Source organism: Trebonia kvetii (genome assembly GCF_007827045.1).
GTDB classification, from domain to species: Bacteria; Actinomycetota; Actinomycetes; order Streptosporangiales; family Streptosporangiaceae; genus Trebonia; species Trebonia kvetii.
Window position 1 is genome coordinate 1,160,553 of sequence record NZ_RPFW01000001.1, and the last position, 17,834, is coordinate 1,178,386.

Genomic DNA, 17,834 nt, shown 5'->3' on the forward strand with positions numbered 1-17,834 from the left:
CCGGCCGCAGAAAGGACACCTGGGTGAAGGTCGCCGTCGTCAACAGCCGGACGAGCCTGGTGGTCGGTGACCGCCTGGTCGACGCCGAACGGGCAAGCGGCGGCGCCGTGCCCGCCGACCCCGCCGCGATGTTCGCGGCCTGGCCGGCCCTGCTCGCCGCCGCCGCGCGCCTCGAGCGGGAAGGCCCTCCGTCCGACGCCCCGGCGCTCGACCTCGGCGCGCTTGAGCGGCCCGTGCCGGTGCCGTCGCAGGCGTTCGGCATCGGCCTCAACTACGCCGACCACGCCGGCGAGTCGGCGATGGCGCTGCCTGACCGCCCGCTCGTGTTTCCCAAGTTCTCCTCAAGCATCGCCGGGCCGAACGAGGCGGTCGCGACCCGGTCCGACGCCCTGGACTGGGAGGCGGAGCTCGTCGTGGTGATCGGCACCGACTGCTACGAGGTCGACGCGGCCGACGCGCTGGCGGTGATCGCCGGCTACACGGTCGGCCAGGACCTGAGCGACCGGGTGGTGCAGTTCGAGGGCGGCGCGAACCCGCAGTTCGGTCTCGGCAAGTCCGCGCCGGGGTTCGGCCCTGTCGGCCCCTGGGTGGTGTCGGCCGACGAGCTCGGCGCGGCCGGGCGGCTCGATATCCGGTGCGACGTCGACGGCGTGACGAAGCAGGCCTCGAATACCAGGCACCTCATCTTCGACGTGCCGACGCTGGTGGAGTACCTGTCCTACCGAGTGCGCCTGCACGCGGGCGACCTGATCTTCACCGGGACCCCGGCGGGCGTCGGCTTCAGCCGTACTCCGGCGGAGTGGCTCCGTCCTGGCAGCCGCATCGACACCACGATCTCCGGCATCGGCACGCTGATCACGCGGGTGACCGGGCGGTGACCGCGCCGCTTACCGACGGCCGGCGCTTCCCCGCGGGCAGCGTCACCGACCCGGCGCACTGCCTCATCTGCCACCTCGACCGGGCACCCGATGACACGGTCGTGTTCCGTGACGACGACTGGGCCTGCGAGATCGCTCCCGGCTTCGAGGTGCCTGGCTGGTATTTCCTGCGGCTGCGTCGGCACGCGCTTGGCTGGGGCGGGCTTGAGGAGAGGGAGCTCAAGTCGTTCGGACCCTTGGTTCAGGAGCTGATGGCCGCGCTGGGGCTCGCGTTCGACGCGCCGGCCCGCTACCTGATGACCTTCGGCGAGGCCTACCCGCACTTTCACGCGGTGATCACCGTCCGGACCGACGACATCCCGCCGGAGTCGCGCAGCGGTAACATCCTCGCGCTGCGGGAGAGCCTCGTCGACAGGGACGCGGCCGTTGCCCGCGTGCCCGGAGTGCGGGCGGCGCTGGCCGCCGTCCTCACGGCCGGCCGGCCGTGACGTCTTGCGGCGCCGTCCTCCCAGACGGCACTGTGGCGCCTGTCGTCGTGATCGGGGGCGGGCCTGTCGGTCTCTCCCTGGCGATGGAGCTTGCCTACCACGGCATCGGCTGCGCGGTGATCGAGCCGCGGACTTCGGTCTCCGCCGTCCGGCCGCGTGCGAAGACGACGTCGGCCAGGACGATGGAGTTGTTCCGCCGGTGGGGATTCGCCGAGCGCATCAGGGCGCGCGCCCCGATTCCCGTCTCCTGGTCCAGCGACGTGGTGTTCTGCACCGCCGCGGCCGGCGCCGAGGTCACCCGCTTCACCGGCACCCTCGGCCTCCGCCTGGCCGGCGACGATCTGGCGGCCGAGCCGGGGCAGCAGGTCGGTCAGCCCGTTGTCGAGCAGGCGCTGCGCGACGCACTCGGCGGCGCGGTGAACGTTCGGCTGCTGTTCGGGTACCGCGCCGTCGGCGTGGAGCAGGGCGCGGGCGGCGTCAGCGTGCGGGTGTCCGACGCCTCGGGTGCCGTGTCTACTATTCGCGCCGCTTATGCCGTCGGCGCGGACGGGGCACACAGCATCGTTCGCGGGGCCATGGGCGCGGTCTACGAGGGCGGCAATGCCGGGCGGCCGAACCTGTCGATCGTCTTCCGTTCTCTTCGTCTCGGCTCGCTCATCCGCGACCGGGCGGTGCACCGCTGGGTGCTGAACCCGGCCGCGCCGGGGGTCGTCGGGCCGCTGGACCTCGACGGCACCTGGTGGGCCATCGCGACCGGACGCCCGGACGACGACCGCGACGCCGATCCCGTCGCGTCGTGCGGGCCATGACCGGCGCCGACATCGACGTGGAGGTGCTGGGCACCGATCCGTGGCAAGCCAGGTCGCTGCTCGCCACCGCCTACCGCCGCGGCCGCCTGCTGCTCGCCGGGGACGCCGCGCACCAGAATCCGCCGTGGGGCGGACACGGCTTCAACACCGGCGTGGGCGACGCGGTCAACCTCGGCTGGAAGCTGGCCGCGGTACTGCGCGGCTGGGCGCCCGTAGAACTGCTCGACACGTATGAGACCGAGCGCAGGCCCGTCGCCGCGGACACCATCCGCATCGCCAGCGAGAACGCCCGCACGGTGTCCACCGACCTCGCCTCCGCGGCGCTGATGGGCGACTCGGAGTCATTCGCCGTGGCGCTTCCCGCGGCGGCGGAGATGGTGCAGCGGACGAAGCGGATCGAGTTCCACTGCCTGGGCCTCGTGCTCGGCTACGGGTACGGATCCCGCGCCGCATCGCAGACCAGTGACAGCTCGGATTATCGTCCGGTCGCCGCCGCTGGCAACCGGCTGCCGCACCACTGGCTTGCGCCAGGCGACTCGCTCTACGACCACCTGGGCAGCGGGTTCGCGGTGCTCGGCGCCGCTTCGGCCACCGCCCAGCTCGTCGCCGCGGCATCACGGCGCGGCGTGTCAGTCCGGTGTCTTGGGCCCGGTCTTGTCGACGTGGCAGGACGTTACGGCGAGGACGTCGTGCTTGTCCGGCCGGATACCACTGAGGTCACTCACACGGTCAGCACGGACGGCCCGGCGAAGGGCATGACGTTCTCGATGCGCCGCCGAGCGGACAGCCCGGTTGCGGAGGGCGCGCCGCTCGTCGTGGCGCTGCCTGGCGGCACCTACACGTCGGTCTACTTCGACGTGCCCGGCCAGTCGCTGCTCGATAGCGCGGAGACGCTCGGCATCCCGGTGATCGCCGTTGACCGGCCCGGCTACCTGGGCAGCACGAAGGTCTCGGTTGAGGCCGGCGGCTCGGTCATCCTGCGCAACGCGGAGGTGCTCGACCACCTCATCGGTGAGCTCTGGGACAGCTACGGCGCGGGCAGGCCAGGCGTCGTGATCATCGGGCACTCCATCGGCGGCGCGGTCACCACCGCCATCGCGGCCAGGCGGCCCGCATGGCCGCTGCTCGGCATCGCCGTGTCTGGCTGCCTGGTGCGGGTGCCGAAGGAGAGCGGCGCCGCCTGGGCCGCACTGCCCGACCTGGAGTACGTCGAGCTGCCAGGGCCGGTCAAGGACTTCGTGATGTACGGACCCGACTGGACGCACACCACGGCGATGCCGGACGCCGGCCACGCCGCCGACGCCCCCGTTCCGAAGGCCGAACTGCTCGACATCACCGGCGCCTGGGTGGAGCGCATGCCCCGGGTCGCGGCTGAGGTCCGGGTGCCTGTGCACAGCCGGCAGGGCGAGTTCGACCACCTGTGGATCAGCGACGACGCGCAGGTCGCCGAGTTCAGGTCGGCGTTCGCGAAGGCCCCGTGGGTCGACGCGCGGCTGGTGCCGAACGCCGGGCACTGCATCGACTTCCACATCGCGGCCAGGGCGTTCCAGCTCGAGCAGCTGGCCTTCGCGCTTGAGGCCGCCCTGCACGCGAAGCGTCCCGCTGACTCGCCGGCTTCGCCGGCGGCCGTCCCGGCCTGACCGCTCAGGTTGCCGCCAGCCTGACCGCGCGGATCGCGCGGGTCGCGGTGATGTCGGCCAGGGGGTCACCATCGACAAGCAGCAGGTCTGCGCGGAGGCCGGGTGCGATGCGGCCGCGGTCGGGCAGGCCGAAGCGGGCCGCCGTCACCGCGGTGGCGGCGCGCAGGGCCTCGGCGGGGGTGAGACCCGCCTGGACAAGCAGTTCAAGCTCGCGGTGCGCGCCCGACCCGCGTTACCCGCATCGGCGACGGCCGTCTGGTCCAGGACCGCGTCGAGCGGCGCGTGCGTCAGCACGTCGACACAACCCTCCTGCGCTGTCGCGACCGCGCCGGTGTGCGAGGCGTGCGCGACCACCAGCCGGCCGGCGTCATGCGCAGCCTCGACGATCGTCCTGACGGCCGGCAGGTCGAGGCCGCCGCGGCCCGGCGCCTCGACGATGACCTTGATGTAGTCCATGCCCTCGGCCACCCGGATGGCGACGAACCTGCGTCCGTCTTCCGGTGTCAGGATGACGCTGTCGGCCGGGCGGCCGGGGATCATCGCCTGCGGGCTCCCCGGGCCGAGGGCCCCGGCGCCGGTGCTGCGCACGTCGCTGGAGCCGGCCTTTCGCAGCTCTGCGATGAGGGCTGGCGGCCAGGAGCCCATGTCTAGTGCGGTCGTCACGCCCCAGCGTGCGAGCTCTTCGAGATCAGCGGTGCCGCGCAGGTGCACGTGGGCGTCGATCAAGCCGGGTAGCAGCGTCGTTCCGTGGCCTTCGAGAACCTTGACTCACCGCAGACGGCACGGAGATCTTCTACAAGGACTGGGGGCAGGGCCAGCCCATCGTGTTCAGCCACGGCTGGCCGCTGTCGGCCGATGACTGGGACGCCCAGCTGATGTTTTTCGTGACCCGCGGCTACCGGGTCATCGCCCACGACCGCCGCGGGCACGGCAGGTCCGCGCAGGTCGCCGACGGCCACGACATGGACCACTACGCCGACGACCTGGCCGCGGTCACCGCTCACCTCGACCTGCACGACGCCGTGCACATCGGCCACTCCACCGGCGGCGGCGAGGTCGTGCACTACATCGCCCGCCACGGTGAGAGCAGGGTGGCGAAGGCGGTGCTGATCAGTTCGGTGCCGCCGCTGATGCTGCAGACCGACGCCAACCCTGGCGGCCTGCCCAAGAGCGTCTTCGACGACTTCCAGGACCAGACCGCGCGGCGCCGCGCGGCCTTCTACCGGGAAGTGGCCGCGGGGCCGTTCTACGGGTTCAACCGCCCAGGGACGGAACCCATCGAGGCGGTCATCGACAACTGGTGCCGACAGGGCATGATGGGCGGCGCCAAGGCACACTACGACGGCATCGTCGCCTTCTCGCAGACCGACTTCACCGAAGACCTGAAGCAGATCACCGTCCCGGCGCTTGTCATGCACGGCGACGACGACCAGATCGTGCCCTACGCCGACTCCGGGCCGCTGTCCGCCAACCTGCTGCAGAACGGGACGCTCAAGACCTATCCCGGCTTCCCGCACGGCATGCCCACCACCCACGCCGACGTCATCAACCCGGACCTGCTCGCCTTCATCCAGGGATAGCGGAGCGGCGCTGCCCTAGCCCCTAGCCGCGATCGGCCCGGCGGGAGGTGCTTGAGTTGCCGAGCAGCGGCTCGTCGGCTGAGCGGAGGTCGGCGGTGGGCAGGCCGCCTGGGTAGAGCTTCCTGACGTTCTCGGCGACGGACAGTGCGATATCGACGTGCTGGCGGCGGCTCGCGGCGTAGAAGCTCTGGGCGTCCGCGCTCAGCTTCGGCGCAGCGTGCAGCGGCTTGTCGCTGACCGCGAGCAGGGTGGCGGTCGGTATCCGGTAGCGGAACCCGTTGGCGGCGACCGTGGCGGACTCCATGTCGACCGCCACCGCACGAGAGACGCGGAGCCGTTCCTCCACCGTGGCCAGGTGCAGCTCCCAGTTCCTGTTCGCGGTGGTGAAGACGATGCCCATCCGCGACGGCAGGCCGCGCAGGGTCAGTTCGCTGAGCAGCAGGGTGTTCAGCGTGTGGTTGGGGATCACGGGGACGCTGAGCGGGAGCATGTCATCGAGGACCCGGTCGTCACGGAGATAGCTGGTCGCGAGCACCAGATCGCCGATTTCCTGGCGGTTACGCAGCCCGGCGCAGTGGCCGATCATCAGGATCAGGTCCGGACGGAGCACGGCGAGGTGGTCGGTGATGGTCTTCGCGTTAGACGGTCCCACCCCGATGTTGATCATGGTCACGCCCGAGCGGTCCGGGCGGGCGTAGTGCCAGGCGGGCATCTGCCGCCCGTCGGTGGCGGGTCCTGTGCTCTCCGGCATGGCGGCGCGGAACTCCTCGACGTGCCAGGCGTAATTGGTCAGCAGCACGTAGCGCTGGAAGGATTCCGGCTCGGTCCCCGTGTAGTGTCTGAGTCGGTCGATGGATAGCGCCATCCGCTCGGGGGTGAACAGGAAGAGCTTCTTGCGCCTCAGGTCCCTGCGGGTCTCGTCGACGGCGGGGCCGATCTCCGGGTCGTGCAGGTCGAGCGCCTCGCGCCCCGGGCGGACCGAGATCCGCGCGCCGTGCTCGGCGAGGCGGCCGAGCTCGCGCTCCAGGTACCAGCGAATGGCACCGGGCGCCGCGAACTCGCCTTCGAGCATGGGGTTGTGCGCCGACCAGGGGCGCTCCACCGTCAGTTCCGGGTAGCGGCCCGCCGCGTCGGCCGCCTCCATCGCGTCGCACAGCCGGGTGATCTCCGCGGCGTGCTCGCTGGACGGGATAGCGGAGAAATCTGCGATCAGCTCCATATTGGATGATATCGACAGGCGGGGACCTACGGTATGGGAGACGGGTCCTGCGGCGGCACTCAGGCGGCGCCGATGAGGCCTACAAAGTCCTGGGCGTTGACGTGAGCGTAGTCGCGGTAGCAGTTGTTGAACACTACGTGGGTCTCGGCTGCGTCGCCGGCAAGCCGCCGCACCCGGGCGGTCCATTCCTGCAGCTCCTTGCTGCTGTAGCGGTAGCGAAAGCGCTCCTGTATGTCGTTGCTCTGCCACTGGTCCGAGTGACCGTGCAGGCGGACCACGGCCAGGTCGCTGGTGGCGGCGAGCACCGGCGGTATGGAGTTCGGGTGCTGGGTGAACAGGCTGAACGCCTTGATGTTGAAGGTGAAGCCGCCAGGAGTCCGCTCCGCCCAGGCTGCCGCGGTCTGCTCGGCGGGCAGCGCGTAGTACGCGGAGTCGACCTCGACAAGCCGGAACTGGCTGGCGTAGTACCGCAGGCGCTTCTCCGGATCACTGCCGCCGTCCGGATACCACCCGGAATCGATCAGTGACTTGTCGGTCCAGCCTGCCGTGCCTACCCGGATCTGTGCCATGCCGGGTCCCTTTCTCAGTTCCGGCGTGGGAAACCTTTACGACGGGTTCTGCCATGGGTCGGGGCCCGGGTCGTCTCCGGCGGCGGCGTGTGTGAGCCTAGCGAGGAAGTGCTGCCAGCCGGTGGCGTGCATCTCCGCCTGGGTTTCGGAAAGGCCGCGGTGGACCAGTCGCAGGCGGGTTCCCGCGGCGATGGGCGTGAGGGTGAACTCGACCTCGGTGGCTCCTGGCGGCATGTCGCCGTTGCCCGCGACGCCCCAGCTGACCAGGACCCGGCGCGGCGGGTCGACCTCCAGGTAACGGCCGCGGACCGGAACGCCGTTGATGTCGACCTCGAAGGCGCCGCCTGGCACCGGCTCGAGGGTGGCGTGCTGGCCCATCCAGCGGATCATGGCAGCCGGGTCCGTCAGGTGCCTGAAGACCTCTTCGGGCGGTGCCGGCAGGTCCACCTCGGTGGCATACGCGTCACTCATCAGTGGCCTGGTCTGCCTGGGTCCTTGCCGGCTCGCCTGCCTGGTCTTGCCGGTCTTGCTGGTCTTGCTGGTCTTGGTGGCTTGCCAGTGCGGAGCCGAGCCTGGCCAGGTGCTCCGTCCAGAAGCCGGCCAGGAACTCCTGCACGGCGGCGAAGCCGTCGGGGTTGACCACGAACAGGTGGCGGGTGCCCTCGCGCCGCTCGTCGACGAGGCCGGCCTCGTGCAGCACCTTCAGGTGCCTGGAGACCGCCTGCGGCGTGATGTCGAGGTGCCCGGCGATATCGCCGACCGGGCGCGGTTCGGCGGCGACGAGGGTGAGGATGGTGCGCCGGTTGGGCTCGGCGAGCGCCTTCAGCGCCGCGTCCGGGTTCACGCCTTGCGGCCGAGGTAGGCGGTCAGCCGCTGGGTTACGGGGGCGTCCACCGCGACGGCCAGGGGCGGGTCGATGCGCCCGGCCCGGGCTTCCGGCGTGGCCAGGCCCTGCTCGGCGAACCCGAGCACGTGCGCGGCGAGGCGGCCGTCCAGGTCGGCCGGCTGCCCGGTGGCCACCGCCAGGTCCCAACCGTGCACCAGGATGTCGAGCGTGGTGGCCCCGGCGAGCACCGGACCCGGCATGTCGCCGAGCGGGGTGGCATGCGCCCGGGTCAGCGCGTCGCCCGCGGCGGCGGCGGCGAGCGCGGCGGCTGCCGCCTCGGCGTAGGCCGCGGCCGGGTCCTGGCCTGCCAGGTCGACCGGCGGCAGGCCGCCAGGCGGCGTCGGATGCCGCGGCATCCGGTCGGCGAACAGGCCCTCGGCCAGCCACAGGGTGCCGATCACATGGTTCAGCAGCGCGCGGACGTCCCACTCGGTGCACAGGGTGGGGGCGTCAAGAAGTTCCGCTGGCGTCTCCTTGACGATCTCGGCGGTCGAGGTGACCGCGCGCTCAAGCGCGTCGAACAGGTCCATGGCGGCTCCCTCCAGGAACGATCATTGCCTGAGACGGAGACTACTACAACTGCTTTGTTGCACAACAGATTACTTGCTAAACAAGTTGATTTCATTCGGTCAGGTCTTGATCGAGTGCCTCTGGCGCCTTGGGAAGGACGCGCTCGAAGTAGGAGCGGGCGGCCGCGGTCGTGCCCACGTCGCGGCCTGCGCGTTCCGACATGTACCAGCGGTGCTCCAAGATCTCGTGGAAGACCTCGGCAGGAGCCAGGCGCCCGCGCAGGTCCTCGGGGATCGCCTCGACTACGGGGTCGTAGACCTCGGTGAGCCAGCGGCTCGCGGCCACGATTTCCGATACCGGGCGGCGCTCCTTCTGCTCCAGGTAGGCACGGAAGGAGGCGATGTCGTTGAGCAGCCTGCGGGCCTGGTTCTCACGCGCCTCGATCCCGGTGCGCAGGAACAGCTTGCGCGCCTGGTCCCCCTGGTCGGCGACGCGCGTGGTGACCCGCAGCCGGTTGCCCGCCGGAGTGCTGACCAGTTCCACCTCCTCGGCGGCGAAGCCGAGCTCGTTGAGGCGGCGCAGCCGTTCCGCGATACGGAACCGCTGCTCGTTCACCGGGATGATCTCCTCCATGGTGAGCTCGTCCCACAGCCTGTCGTACCGGCGCTGCAGGTCCTCGGCCACCTCGAGCGGGTCGATCCCGGCCGGCAGCAGCTCCCCTGCCTCCAGGTCGAGCAGCTCCGCGTACACCCGCTCGACGGCCAGCTCGACGTCGTAGCTGCGCTGGCCGTTGCTCAGCTCCGGGTGCTTCTCGCTGGTCTCCGCGTCGACGAAGTAGGCCTCGAGCGTGCCCGCGTCGTAGCGGAACAGTGTGTTGGACAGCGAGCAGTCACCCCAGAAGAAGCCGGACAGGTGCAGCCGGACCAGGAGTTCGACCAGCGCGTCGAGCAGCTTGTCGGTCGGCGGGCCGCTGCCGCGAGGGCTGGAGAAGACGGCACGGTACGTGGTGGCGAACGCGAGGAACTTGGTCACCAGGATCGCCTCGGCGCCGGGGCCAAGGTTCACCCCCACCCCGACGACCTCGACGGCGGGGATGCCAAGCTCGGCCAGCTCACGCAGCAGCCGGTACTCCCGGCGTGCCAGGCGCTCACTGATGGACTTCAGCGCGTACAGCGTGCCGCCGTCGGCGACAAACCGGACGACGTGCCGCGAGATGCCGCGCTGGCGAATCTCCACCAGCCGTTCGTCCTGCCACTCGTCGAGCGGTTCACTCCACGGAAGGGTGAGCAGTCCCGCGGCATCCTCGGCGGGAGGGCTGAACACGAAGCGCACGGTCGACAACCCTCCCGCATCCCTCGCGCCGCTGTCCAGTTCGGACCAGTGCAGCCGCTGCCATATTGGTAGCGCGCCTGCAGGATCTTCACTGGGCGGCGTTGGCCTCGGCGAGGAGCTGTTCTAGCTGGTCCCCGGTGATCGCGCCGGCCGACAGGCTCACCATGCGCCCGACGGGGGCGGAGCCGATCAGCGACAGCAGGTCCGCGCCGAGCGCGTCGGCCTTGTCGGTCGCGGGCATCATCGCGGCGAGGCCCGCCGCGAGCTTGGGACCTGCGACCGGGTCGGCGAGGACCTCGGCGAGGGTCGAGTTCAGCGTCAGCGGGATGCGCAGCTCGTCCCCCGCGACGTCCACTCGCGCGGTGGCTCGCAGGTCGCGGCTCGACGCGCCGACCGACACCTCGTAGCCGCCGCCCTCCACGACGAAGCGGCCGGCCCGGCGGTCCCAGTAGGCGAGATCGTCGCGGCGCAGCGCGATGCTCACCTCGCGGCTCTCGCCAGGCGCGAGGTCGACCGCGTCGAAGCCCTTGAGCTCGCGCGGCGGGCGGGCGACCGCGGATTCGGGCAGGGCCGCGTAGGCCTGCACGATCTCCCTGCCCGCACGGTCACCGGTGTTCGTCACGGTCACCCGGACCTCGATGGCGTCCGGCGTTGCGGCCAGTGACAGGCCCGCGTAGCCGAAGGTCGTGTAGGACAGGCCGTGCCCGAACGGGTAGCAGACGTCGAGGTCGCGGGCATCGTGCCAGCGGTAGCCGACGAAGATGCCCTCGCCGTAGAGCACGTGCGAGTGCTCGCCGGGGAAGTTCAGGAACGCGGACGTGTCCTGGATGCGCACCGGGGCGGTCTCGGCGAGCCTGCCTGACGGGTTGACGGTGCCGAACAGCACGTCCGTGACGGCGCCGCCGACGGCCTGGCCGAGCAGGGCACCGTCCAGGATCGCCGGCACGACGGAGGCCAGCGGCGCCAGCCGCAGCACTCCGCCGTGGGACAGTACGGCCACCGTCCGCGGGTTGACCGCCGCGACGTTGGCGGCGAGTTCCACCTGATTGGCGGGCAGGTCGATGGTCGTGCGGTCGAAGCCCTCCGACTCCTGCCGGTCGCCGAGGCCGAGGAACAGCACGGCGACGTCGGCCGACTGGGCAGCGGCGACGGCCTCGGTGAGCAGGGCGGGATCGGTGGCCGGGCCGTCGAGCGTGAAGCCGGGACAGTAGGTGACCGAGCCGGCCGCACCGGACAGCGCCTCCAGGGGTGTCTCGAGCCTGGACGGCACGACATGCGAGCTGCCGCCGCCCTGGTAACGGGGCTCGGCGGCGAAGGTGCCGATGACGGCGAGCGAGGCGCCCGCCGACAGCGGCAGGATGCCATCGTCGTTCTTCAGCAGCACGATGCTCCTGGCCGCCGCCTCGCGGGCAAGCGCGTGATGCGCGTCCGCGTCGTAGCCGCCGGCGGTGCCGCGCCCGGCCACGGCCCGGTCCGCCAGGGCCGCGAGACGGGATACGGCCTGGTCGAGCACCGCCTCGGGGAGCAGCCCAGCGCGCACGGCCTCGGCTAGCTCGGCGTCGCTCGCGTCGCCGGGCGAGGGCATGGCCAGGTCACAGCCGGCCGCGACGGCGGCCGCCCGGTCGGCGACCGCGCCCCAGTCGCTGACCACCAGGCCGTCGAAGCCCCACTCGCCGCGCAGCACCTCGGTCAGCAGGAAATGGTTCTCCGAGACGAGCACGCCGTTGAGCCGGTTGTAGGAGCACATGATCGTCCACGGGCGGGCGTCGGCGACAACCCGCTGGAAGGCGCGGAGGTATATCTCGCGCAGCGCGCGCGGCTCGATGTCCGAGCTCGAGCGCATCCGGTCGGTCTCCGCGTTGTTGGCGGCGAAGTGCTTCAGCGAGGCGCCGACGCCCTGGGACTGCAGGCCGCGCACCCAGGCGGTCGCCATCGCGCCGGTCAGCAGCGGGTCCTCGGAGAAGTACTCGAAGTTGCGCCCGCCGAGCGGCGAGCGCTTGATGTTGATGCCCGGTCCGAGCAGCACGTCCAGGCCCTCGGCCTGGCATTCCCGCCCCAGCGCCGCGCCCACCCGTTCCGCGAGCCCCGGGTCCCAGCTCTGCGCAAGCCCCGCGGCGGGCGGGAAGCAGGTCGACGGCTCGCTGATCACCGCGATGGCCGACGGCCCGTCGTCGGTCGTCTTGCGCAGGCCGTGCGGCCCGTCGGAGACCCGGACCGAGGGGATACCGCCGAGGGCCTTGGTCCGCCAGAAGCTCGCACCGCCGGTGAGTGCGGCCTTCTCATCGACCGTGAGCCTCTCGGGCTGCGTGGATGTCATGAACCGATCCCTTCGGTGACGTGCCAGGCAGCGCCGGGCGTATCAGCCGCGGTTGAGACGCCTGGCGTAGAGGCGGGCGGCGTTCTCACCCATGATCTTGCCCCGCATCGCGGCGGGCATCGCAGCCGGCAGCGCCTTGACGGGCGAGTCGAAGTCCCAGTGCGGGTAGTCGGAGGAGAACATCACCCGGTCCGTCAGCTGCGCGAACTCGATCGACTTCACCAGATGCCGCGGGTTGTCCGGCTCCTCGATCGGCTGGGTGCTCAGCCAGAAATGCTCGCGGAAATACTCCGAAGGGAGCCTGCTCAGCTGGGGCGCGTCGTTGCCCGCGACCGCATAGGCGGCATCCATCGCCCACTGCAGCGGCCCCGACCACGTCAGGCATGCCTCGACGAGCGCGACCTGCAGGCGCGGGAAGGCATCGAAGACGCCCTCGCAGATCATGCTCATCGCGAGCCGCTCGACCGGCATGTGCAGCCAGACATGCTGCTCCAGGTAGTACGAGGGCGCGCCGCTGCCACGGTAGTGGTTGCCCGGCTCACCGCCCACGTGGCACATGGCCACGAAGTCCGCGGCCTCGGCCGCCCGGTAGATCGGCCAGTACTTCTTGTCGCCCCACTCGCTCTGCGTGTCGCCGCGCACCATCACCTGGACGAAACGCGGGTCGCCTGCGAAGCGCTCGATCTCCGCGACCGCGAGGTCCGGCGAGTCGAACGGCACGTTGAGGCTGCCGCGAAGCCGGGGGTCGCGGTTGAGCCACTCCTGCGCGAGCCAGTCGTTGATCGCCCGGCACAGCGCCGCCTTGTAGTCGGCAGGGCCCTCAAGGGCGAACGTGAGCGGGATCAGGATGGCGATGTCGGTACCGTACTCATCGAGCAGCTGGGCGCGCAGGACATCGATATCGCTGCCCGGCGGTCCGCCCGGCACCGCGGCGTCGATACGGAAGCCGCCGTTGCGCCAGCGCGGGTAATCATGGATCGCGCGCGCACCGCCGCGGCCGGAGTTCTCGTTCGCGTACCGCGTCCGCCATGGCTCGGGCAGGCGCGGGAGGATGTCGCGCGGCAGGAACAGCGGATGCACGTCGACGTCGAGCAGCAGCGGCCTCGCCTGACGGCCGGAGCTCGCCTGGTCGTGCGGCCCGGTCTCGCGGGCGGTCACCGTCATGCCTGCGCCTCATTCCTCGCGTCGCCTGCCCGGCGGGCCGGCGAATCCTCGACGACCACATAGTCCTGCTCCACCGATACCGGCACCGTCTCCGCGACGTACGGGCCTGGGACGCGGCCGTCGGTCCTGGCCTCGGCCCCCTCCGCGGGGAGAAGTTCACTACCAGGCAGGACGCTCACGTCGTACGCGAGAGCCGGCACGTTGCCGCGCCCCGGTCCCATGAACGACTGGCCGGTGGCGATGTCGTACTCCCAGCCGTGCCACGGGCAGGCGAGCAGCGGCGGCCCCGAGTCCAGCCGCACGTCGCCCGGGCCGCCGGAAATCGCCCGCGGCGCGAGCGTTCCCATGCACAGCGGGCCGAACTGATGCGGGCACCGGTTGCGAAGCGCGTAGAAGCGGTCATCGACGCGGAAGACCCCGATGGACTTGCCGTTCACTTCGACGATCTTCCTGTCGCCGTTCGCGAAGTCGGAGACCTTGCCGACGACGACCCTCATACCGCCATGAAAGCGGACGCGGCAGCGAAAGTGAAGCGCCGCTGTCGGCCGGAACTGCCCGGACAGCCCCGCGATGTGCTGCGAGCATAAATCGCCGTCGATCATCCGACCGGGGGACCGAGAGGCCTCCCGCACCGCGGCAGGCCCGGCCTAGCATTGCCCGGGTGAGCTCGATCGAGACCGGCGCCATCGACTGCGACGTCCACGTCGAGCCGCCCTCCATGGACGCACTGCTGGGCTATATCGATCCCTACTGGCACGAGTTCATCCGCAGCGCCCACCTCGGGATCGGCCACCGCCTCTATCCGGAGAGCGAGCCGATGTCCGCCCGCCAGGAGGCCCGCGCGGCGGGCAGCTTCCCGCCGCACACCTACGAGGAGCTGCGCGCGCAGCTACTCGAACCGCACGCGCCGCTCGCCGTGATCCTCACCTGCGTCGCCACCTTCCAGGGCAGCCGCAACCCGTACTTCGAGTCGGCCATGACAACGGCGGTCAACGACTGGATGCGCACGGAGTTCCTCGATCGCGACGAGCGCCTGCGCGGCAGCATCGTCGTGCCGGTCTTTCACCCGGAGGCCGCGGCGGCCGAGATCGACCGGCTGGGCGGCGACCGCCGGTTCGCCCAGGTGCTGCTTCCGGTGCGGAGCGAGACGCCATGGGGCAACCTGCGCTACCGCCCGATCCACGAGGCGGCGAGCAGGAACCGGCTGCCGATCACCCTGCACGCCTGGGGCGGCTGGGGAATGGCGCCCACCGCGACGGGAACCGCGTCGACGTACTACGAGGACTACCTCTACAACTCGCAGATCGTCGCGCCCAACCAGGTGCTCAGCCTCGTCGCCGAGGGTGTCTTCGACCGCTACCCGAACCTGCGCGTCTGCCTCGCCGAACTCGGTTTCGCCTGGCTCCCCTCGCTGCTGTGGCGGTTCGACAAGGACTGGAAGGCGCTGTGGCGTGAGACCCCGTGGGTGCGCGACAAGCCGTCCGTCTACGTGCGCAACCACATCCGGGCGACGACGAGCCCGACGCTGATCCCCGGCCGGGTGCCGGCGGGTGACCTCGAGCAGCTAGCCGAGATGCTCGACGCCGGGCACATGCTCCTGTACTCGAGCGACTATCCGCACGATCACGGCGCCGATGCCCTGGAGAACCTCCTCGCCGTACTCGGCGAAGAAGGCAGGGAGGCGGTCCTGCGCGGGAACGCCGCCGCGTTCTTCGGGATCGGGCCGGAATTAGCGCCAGGCGAAGAGCGGCTGCTCGTAATGGGCGACGCGGAGGACTTCGCCGCGGCAGGCGATGCGGCAGAACTGATAGACGATCGCGGCAGTCGGGGCGTGCAGGTAACCGCCGAGCAGCGGAAGCTGGATGACCGGGGCGCTTGACTGCGGGATGAAAACGAACCTCGGCTCCACGTCGAGGTCGGCGACGGGTATCTGGTGCACCGAAGCGACCTCGGCCTCGCTGCCCGTCAGCCGGCCCGTCGGGCCTGCCCAGCAGACCACGGGCGTCATGACGTACCCGGACCGGGTCACGTAGTCGTCGAGTTGCCCGAGTACGGCGTCCGGGCCGAGTTCCAGCCCTACCTCCTCGACCAGTTCGCGCAGCGCGCCGCCGACCGCGGTCTCGCCCGGGTCGATACGCCCGCCGGGCAGCGCCCACTGGCCGGCGTGCGCGTTCAGCCGGGCCGAACGGCGGGTCAGCAGCAGGCGGGGAATGCCGTCGCGCACGGTCACGCAGAGCGCCACCGCCGCCTGCTTCAGCTCGGGCCTGTCAGCGGCCAGGCGAGGGAAGTCCGCCACCCGGGCGGCCACCGTTTCCCTGCGGATCGGCGCCCCGGCGGTTCCCATCACTTGAGAATAGGGCACGATGACATCGATTCCACGGTCGCGGACACACATCTCGATGCCCGATACTGACGCGGTGATCGATGAGGTATCGCCCCGTTTCGGACCAGTCCGGGCCAGCCGCTGGACGGTGCTGGTGGCATTCGCCGTGCTCGTGGCCTGCACTCAGCTGCTCTGGCTCACCTTCGCGGCGGTCACCGACCAGACAAGCGCCGCACTGCACGTCTCCAACGGCGTGGTCGGCGACCTGGCGGTGGTGAACCCGCTGCTCTTTGTGGTGCTCGCCATTCCCGCAGGGCGCTGGCTTGACCGGAACTTCGGTGCGGCGCTGGCGGCCGGTGCGGTACTGACCGCCGTGGGGTCGCTACTGCGCGTCGCGGACACCAGCTCGTTCGCCTGGCTGCTCGCCGGGCAGCTCGTCGTCTCCGCCGGCCAGCCGCTGGTGCTCAACGCCAGCACGAAGGTGGCAGCCCGCTACTTCCCCGAGGGCGAGCGCACCGCCGCGATCTCGGTGGCCAGCGCCGCGCAGTTCGTCGGCATCCTGCTCGCCGCGCTGACCAGCGGCCCGCTGGTCAGCGCCGGAGGGCTCAGGCTGCTGCTCACGGTGCAAGCGGCGGTGACGGTGGCCGCCGCGGTGACCATGCTCGCAGCCCTGCGACTGCCCGCCGCCTTCCCCGTCGAAGCCCCGGCGCACGAGTCGCTCGGCTGGCTGCGCCATGACCGGCTGATGTGGAAGCTGGCTGCCCTGCTCTTCATCGGCGTCGGCGTCTTCAACGCCATCGCCACCTGGCTGGACTCGATCCTCACCAAGTTCGGGCACGGCTCGCTGTCCGGCCCGCTTATCGGTCTCACCACGGTGGCCGGCATCGCGGGCGCCGCGGTGCTGCCCGGCATCGTCACCAAGCGCGACAAGCGCCGCGGCATGCTTGTCGCCGCGACCGTGGCCACGGCCGTGGTGTTCGCGGTGCTGTCACTGGCGCACGCGCCCGTCATCTTCGGTGTGCTGCTCGCCGTCGAAGGGTTCGTACTGCTCGCCTGCCTCCCGGTGGCGCTCGAGTGGTCAGAGGTGCACGTCGGCCCGGCCAGGGCGGGGACGGCCACCGGCGCACTGCTGCTCGCGGGTAACCTGGGCGGCGTCCTCCTTGTGCTGCTTGTCCAGGCGGTGATCGGCAACCCGTACGCGGCGCTGCTCGTGATGTCCGTGACGGCGCTGCCCGGCATCGCGATCGCCCTCCGGCTGCCGGACGTCACGCGGGCACCGGCTACCGCGAGTGAGCCTGCGATGAACGGCCCCGCCGCGTGAGCCAGCCCCCGGGCAACGCCGAGACTGTCCTGGTCACCGGCGGCACCGGTTTCGTCGCGAGCCACCTGGTCAGTCAGTTGCTCGACCGGGGGTACACGGTCAGGGCGAGCGTGCGCAGCCTGGCGAACGAGGCGAAGACCGGACCGCTGCGCCGCCTGGACGGCGGCCGGGGCCGCCTCGAGCTTTTCGAGGCTGACCTGCTAGCACCCGGCTCGTTCGACGCGGCGGCGGACGGCTGCGCGTACGTGTTCCACGTGGCCAGCCCGTTCCTGCTCCCCGAGCAGATCAAGCACACCGGCAGCGACGTGATCAAGCCGGCCGTGGAGGGCACGCGGAACGTCATCGCGGCGGTCGAACGGGCGCCGAGCGTGCGGCGGCTGGTGCTGACCTCGACCGTCGGCGCGATCTTCGGCGACTACATCGACGTGCTTAGCATGGAGAACCAGACCCTCAGCGAGCGGTATTTCAACACGACGAGCACGCCGGAGAACAACCCCTACCACTACGCGAAAACGATCGCGGAGCGGGAGGCCTGGGAGCTGGCCAAGGCACAGGACCGGTGGTCGCTGGTGACGGTGAACCCGGGCCTCATCCTCGGGCCCACGCTCCTGCCCGCCTCGGACTCCGGCAGCCTGTTCCTGATGAACGAGCTGATGGCGGGCTACTTCTTCTACGGCGCACCCGGGTTCAGCTTCACGTTCGCCGACGTACGCGACGTCGCCGCCGCGCACATCGCGGCGGCGGAGAACCCGGCCGCGTCGGGGCGGTACATCCTGGCCAGGCCCGAGATGGTGTCCA

General features: G+C 70.9%; 16 protein-coding genes and 3 pseudogenes. 7 read left to right on the forward strand and 12 right to left on the reverse strand.

The genetic code is table 11. From position 1 onward, the window contains the following. The first annotated feature begins 23 nt into the window (after positions 1 to 23). The 3 genes and pseudogenes from EAS64_RS05230 to EAS64_RS43350 all read left to right on the forward strand — a co-directional run bounded on the left by EAS64_RS05230 (position 24) and on the right by EAS64_RS43350 (position 3,815). Positions 24 to 878: a fumarylacetoacetate hydrolase family protein gene (locus EAS64_RS05230; RefSeq protein ID WP_246115531.1), complete on the forward strand. Its 855-nt coding sequence runs from the start codon at positions 24 to 26 to the stop codon at positions 876 to 878. Next, on the forward strand, positions 875 to 1,366 hold the full coding sequence (locus EAS64_RS05235) for a hypothetical protein (RefSeq protein WP_222849006.1): 492 nt from the start codon (positions 875 to 877) through the stop codon (positions 1,364 to 1,366). Before EAS64_RS05230 ends, EAS64_RS05235 begins: the two co-directional genes overlap by 4 nt. 83 nt (positions 1,367 to 1,449) lie before the next feature. Then, positions 1,450 to 3,815 (forward strand): annotated as a pseudogene (locus EAS64_RS43350) (alpha/beta fold hydrolase). Between the two features lie 4 nt (positions 3,816 to 3,819). Here the strand turns inward: EAS64_RS43350 and EAS64_RS44540 are convergent. Both EAS64_RS44540 and EAS64_RS05255 read right to left on the reverse strand, forming a co-directional pair. Next, entirely contained in the window at positions 3,820 to 3,963 is a 144-nt protein-coding gene (locus tag EAS64_RS44540) for a hypothetical protein (protein ID WP_246115532.1), read from the reverse strand. Beyond that, the gene (locus EAS64_RS05255; RefSeq protein ID WP_281283218.1) at positions 3,960 to 4,553 is read right to left on the reverse strand and encodes an amidohydrolase family protein; all 594 of its coding nucleotides are present in this window, start codon (positions 4,551 to 4,553) and stop codon (positions 3,960 to 3,962) included. The genes EAS64_RS44540 and EAS64_RS05255 overlap by 4 nt, the downstream gene beginning before the upstream one ends. Before the next feature lie 86 nt (positions 4,554 to 4,639). Here EAS64_RS05255 and EAS64_RS05260 point away from each other — a divergent pair, with 86 nt between their 5' ends. Continuing rightward, positions 4,640 to 5,395, forward strand: a complete 756-nt coding sequence (locus EAS64_RS05260; protein WP_222849009.1) for an alpha/beta fold hydrolase — start codon at positions 4,640 to 4,642, stop codon at positions 5,393 to 5,395. 22 nt (positions 5,396 to 5,417) lie between these two features. On the opposite strand, the gene EAS64_RS05265 is transcribed toward EAS64_RS05260, so the two are convergent. The 9 genes from EAS64_RS05265 to EAS64_RS05305 form a co-directional block, all read right to left on the reverse strand. Further along, on the reverse strand, positions 5,418 to 6,614 hold the full coding sequence (locus EAS64_RS05265; RefSeq protein ID WP_145851523.1) for a phosphorylase family protein: 1,197 nt from the start codon (positions 6,612 to 6,614) through the stop codon (positions 5,418 to 5,420). Positions 6,615 to 6,673: 59 nt separating this feature from the next. Continuing rightward, entirely contained in the window at positions 6,674 to 7,183 is a 510-nt protein-coding gene (locus EAS64_RS05270) for a DUF72 domain-containing protein (protein ID WP_145851524.1), read from the reverse strand. 36 nt (positions 7,184 to 7,219) lie between these two features. Beyond that, positions 7,220 to 7,654 (reverse strand): SRPBCC family protein, encoded by a 435-nt coding sequence (locus tag EAS64_RS05275; protein ID WP_145851525.1) that lies wholly within the window; start codon positions 7,652 to 7,654, stop codon positions 7,220 to 7,222. After that, on the reverse strand, positions 7,647 to 8,027 hold the full coding sequence (locus tag EAS64_RS05280; RefSeq protein ID WP_145851526.1) for an ArsR/SmtB family transcription factor: 381 nt from the start codon (positions 8,025 to 8,027) through the stop codon (positions 7,647 to 7,649). Before EAS64_RS05280 ends, EAS64_RS05275 begins: the two co-directional genes overlap by 8 nt. Next, positions 8,024 to 8,599 (reverse strand): TIGR03086 family metal-binding protein, encoded by a 576-nt coding sequence (locus tag EAS64_RS05285; protein WP_145851527.1) that lies wholly within the window; start codon positions 8,597 to 8,599, stop codon positions 8,024 to 8,026. The genes EAS64_RS05280 and EAS64_RS05285 overlap by 4 nt, the downstream gene beginning before the upstream one ends. A gap of 91 nt (positions 8,600 to 8,690) precedes the next feature. Next, positions 8,691 to 9,911: a DUF4032 domain-containing protein gene (locus EAS64_RS05290; RefSeq protein WP_145851528.1), complete on the reverse strand. Its 1,221-nt coding sequence runs from the start codon at positions 9,909 to 9,911 to the stop codon at positions 8,691 to 8,693. An 88-nt stretch (positions 9,912 to 9,999) separates the two neighbouring features. Continuing rightward, positions 10,000 to 12,228, reverse strand: a complete 2,229-nt coding sequence (locus EAS64_RS05295) for a glycoside hydrolase family 3 C-terminal domain-containing protein (protein WP_145851529.1) — start codon at positions 12,226 to 12,228, stop codon at positions 10,000 to 10,002. A 42-nt stretch (positions 12,229 to 12,270) separates the two neighbouring features. Beyond that, on the reverse strand, positions 12,271 to 13,392 hold the full coding sequence (locus tag EAS64_RS05300; protein ID WP_145851530.1) for an amidohydrolase family protein: 1,122 nt from the start codon (positions 13,390 to 13,392) through the stop codon (positions 12,271 to 12,273). Then, entirely contained in the window at positions 13,389 to 13,889 is a 501-nt protein-coding gene (locus EAS64_RS05305; RefSeq protein ID WP_145851531.1) for a Rieske (2Fe-2S) protein, read from the reverse strand. Before EAS64_RS05305 ends, EAS64_RS05300 begins: the two co-directional genes overlap by 4 nt. A 164-nt stretch (positions 13,890 to 14,053) precedes the next feature. Between EAS64_RS05305 and EAS64_RS05310 the strand changes: the two genes are divergently transcribed. Continuing rightward, on the forward strand, positions 14,054 to 15,271 hold the full coding sequence (locus tag EAS64_RS05310) for an amidohydrolase family protein (protein ID WP_222849010.1): 1,218 nt from the start codon (positions 14,054 to 14,056) through the stop codon (positions 15,269 to 15,271). A gap of 39 nt (positions 15,272 to 15,310) precedes the next feature. Here the strand turns inward: EAS64_RS05310 and EAS64_RS45590 are convergent. Then, positions 15,311 to 15,787, reverse strand: a pseudogene (locus tag EAS64_RS45590) (NUDIX hydrolase); the annotation flags it as partial. A 4-nt stretch (positions 15,788 to 15,791) separates the two neighbouring features. Here EAS64_RS45590 and EAS64_RS05320 point away from each other — a divergent pair. After that, positions 15,792 to 17,036: an MFS transporter gene (locus EAS64_RS05320; protein ID WP_187365704.1), complete on the forward strand. Its 1,245-nt coding sequence runs from the start codon at positions 15,792 to 15,794 to the stop codon at positions 17,034 to 17,036. After that, a pseudogene (locus tag EAS64_RS45595) lies at positions 17,033 to 17,785 on the forward strand (NAD-dependent epimerase/dehydratase family protein); the annotation flags it as partial. The gene EAS64_RS05320 and the pseudogene EAS64_RS45595, both read left to right, overlap by 4 nt. Between the last annotated feature and the right edge of the window lie 49 nt (positions 17,786 to 17,834).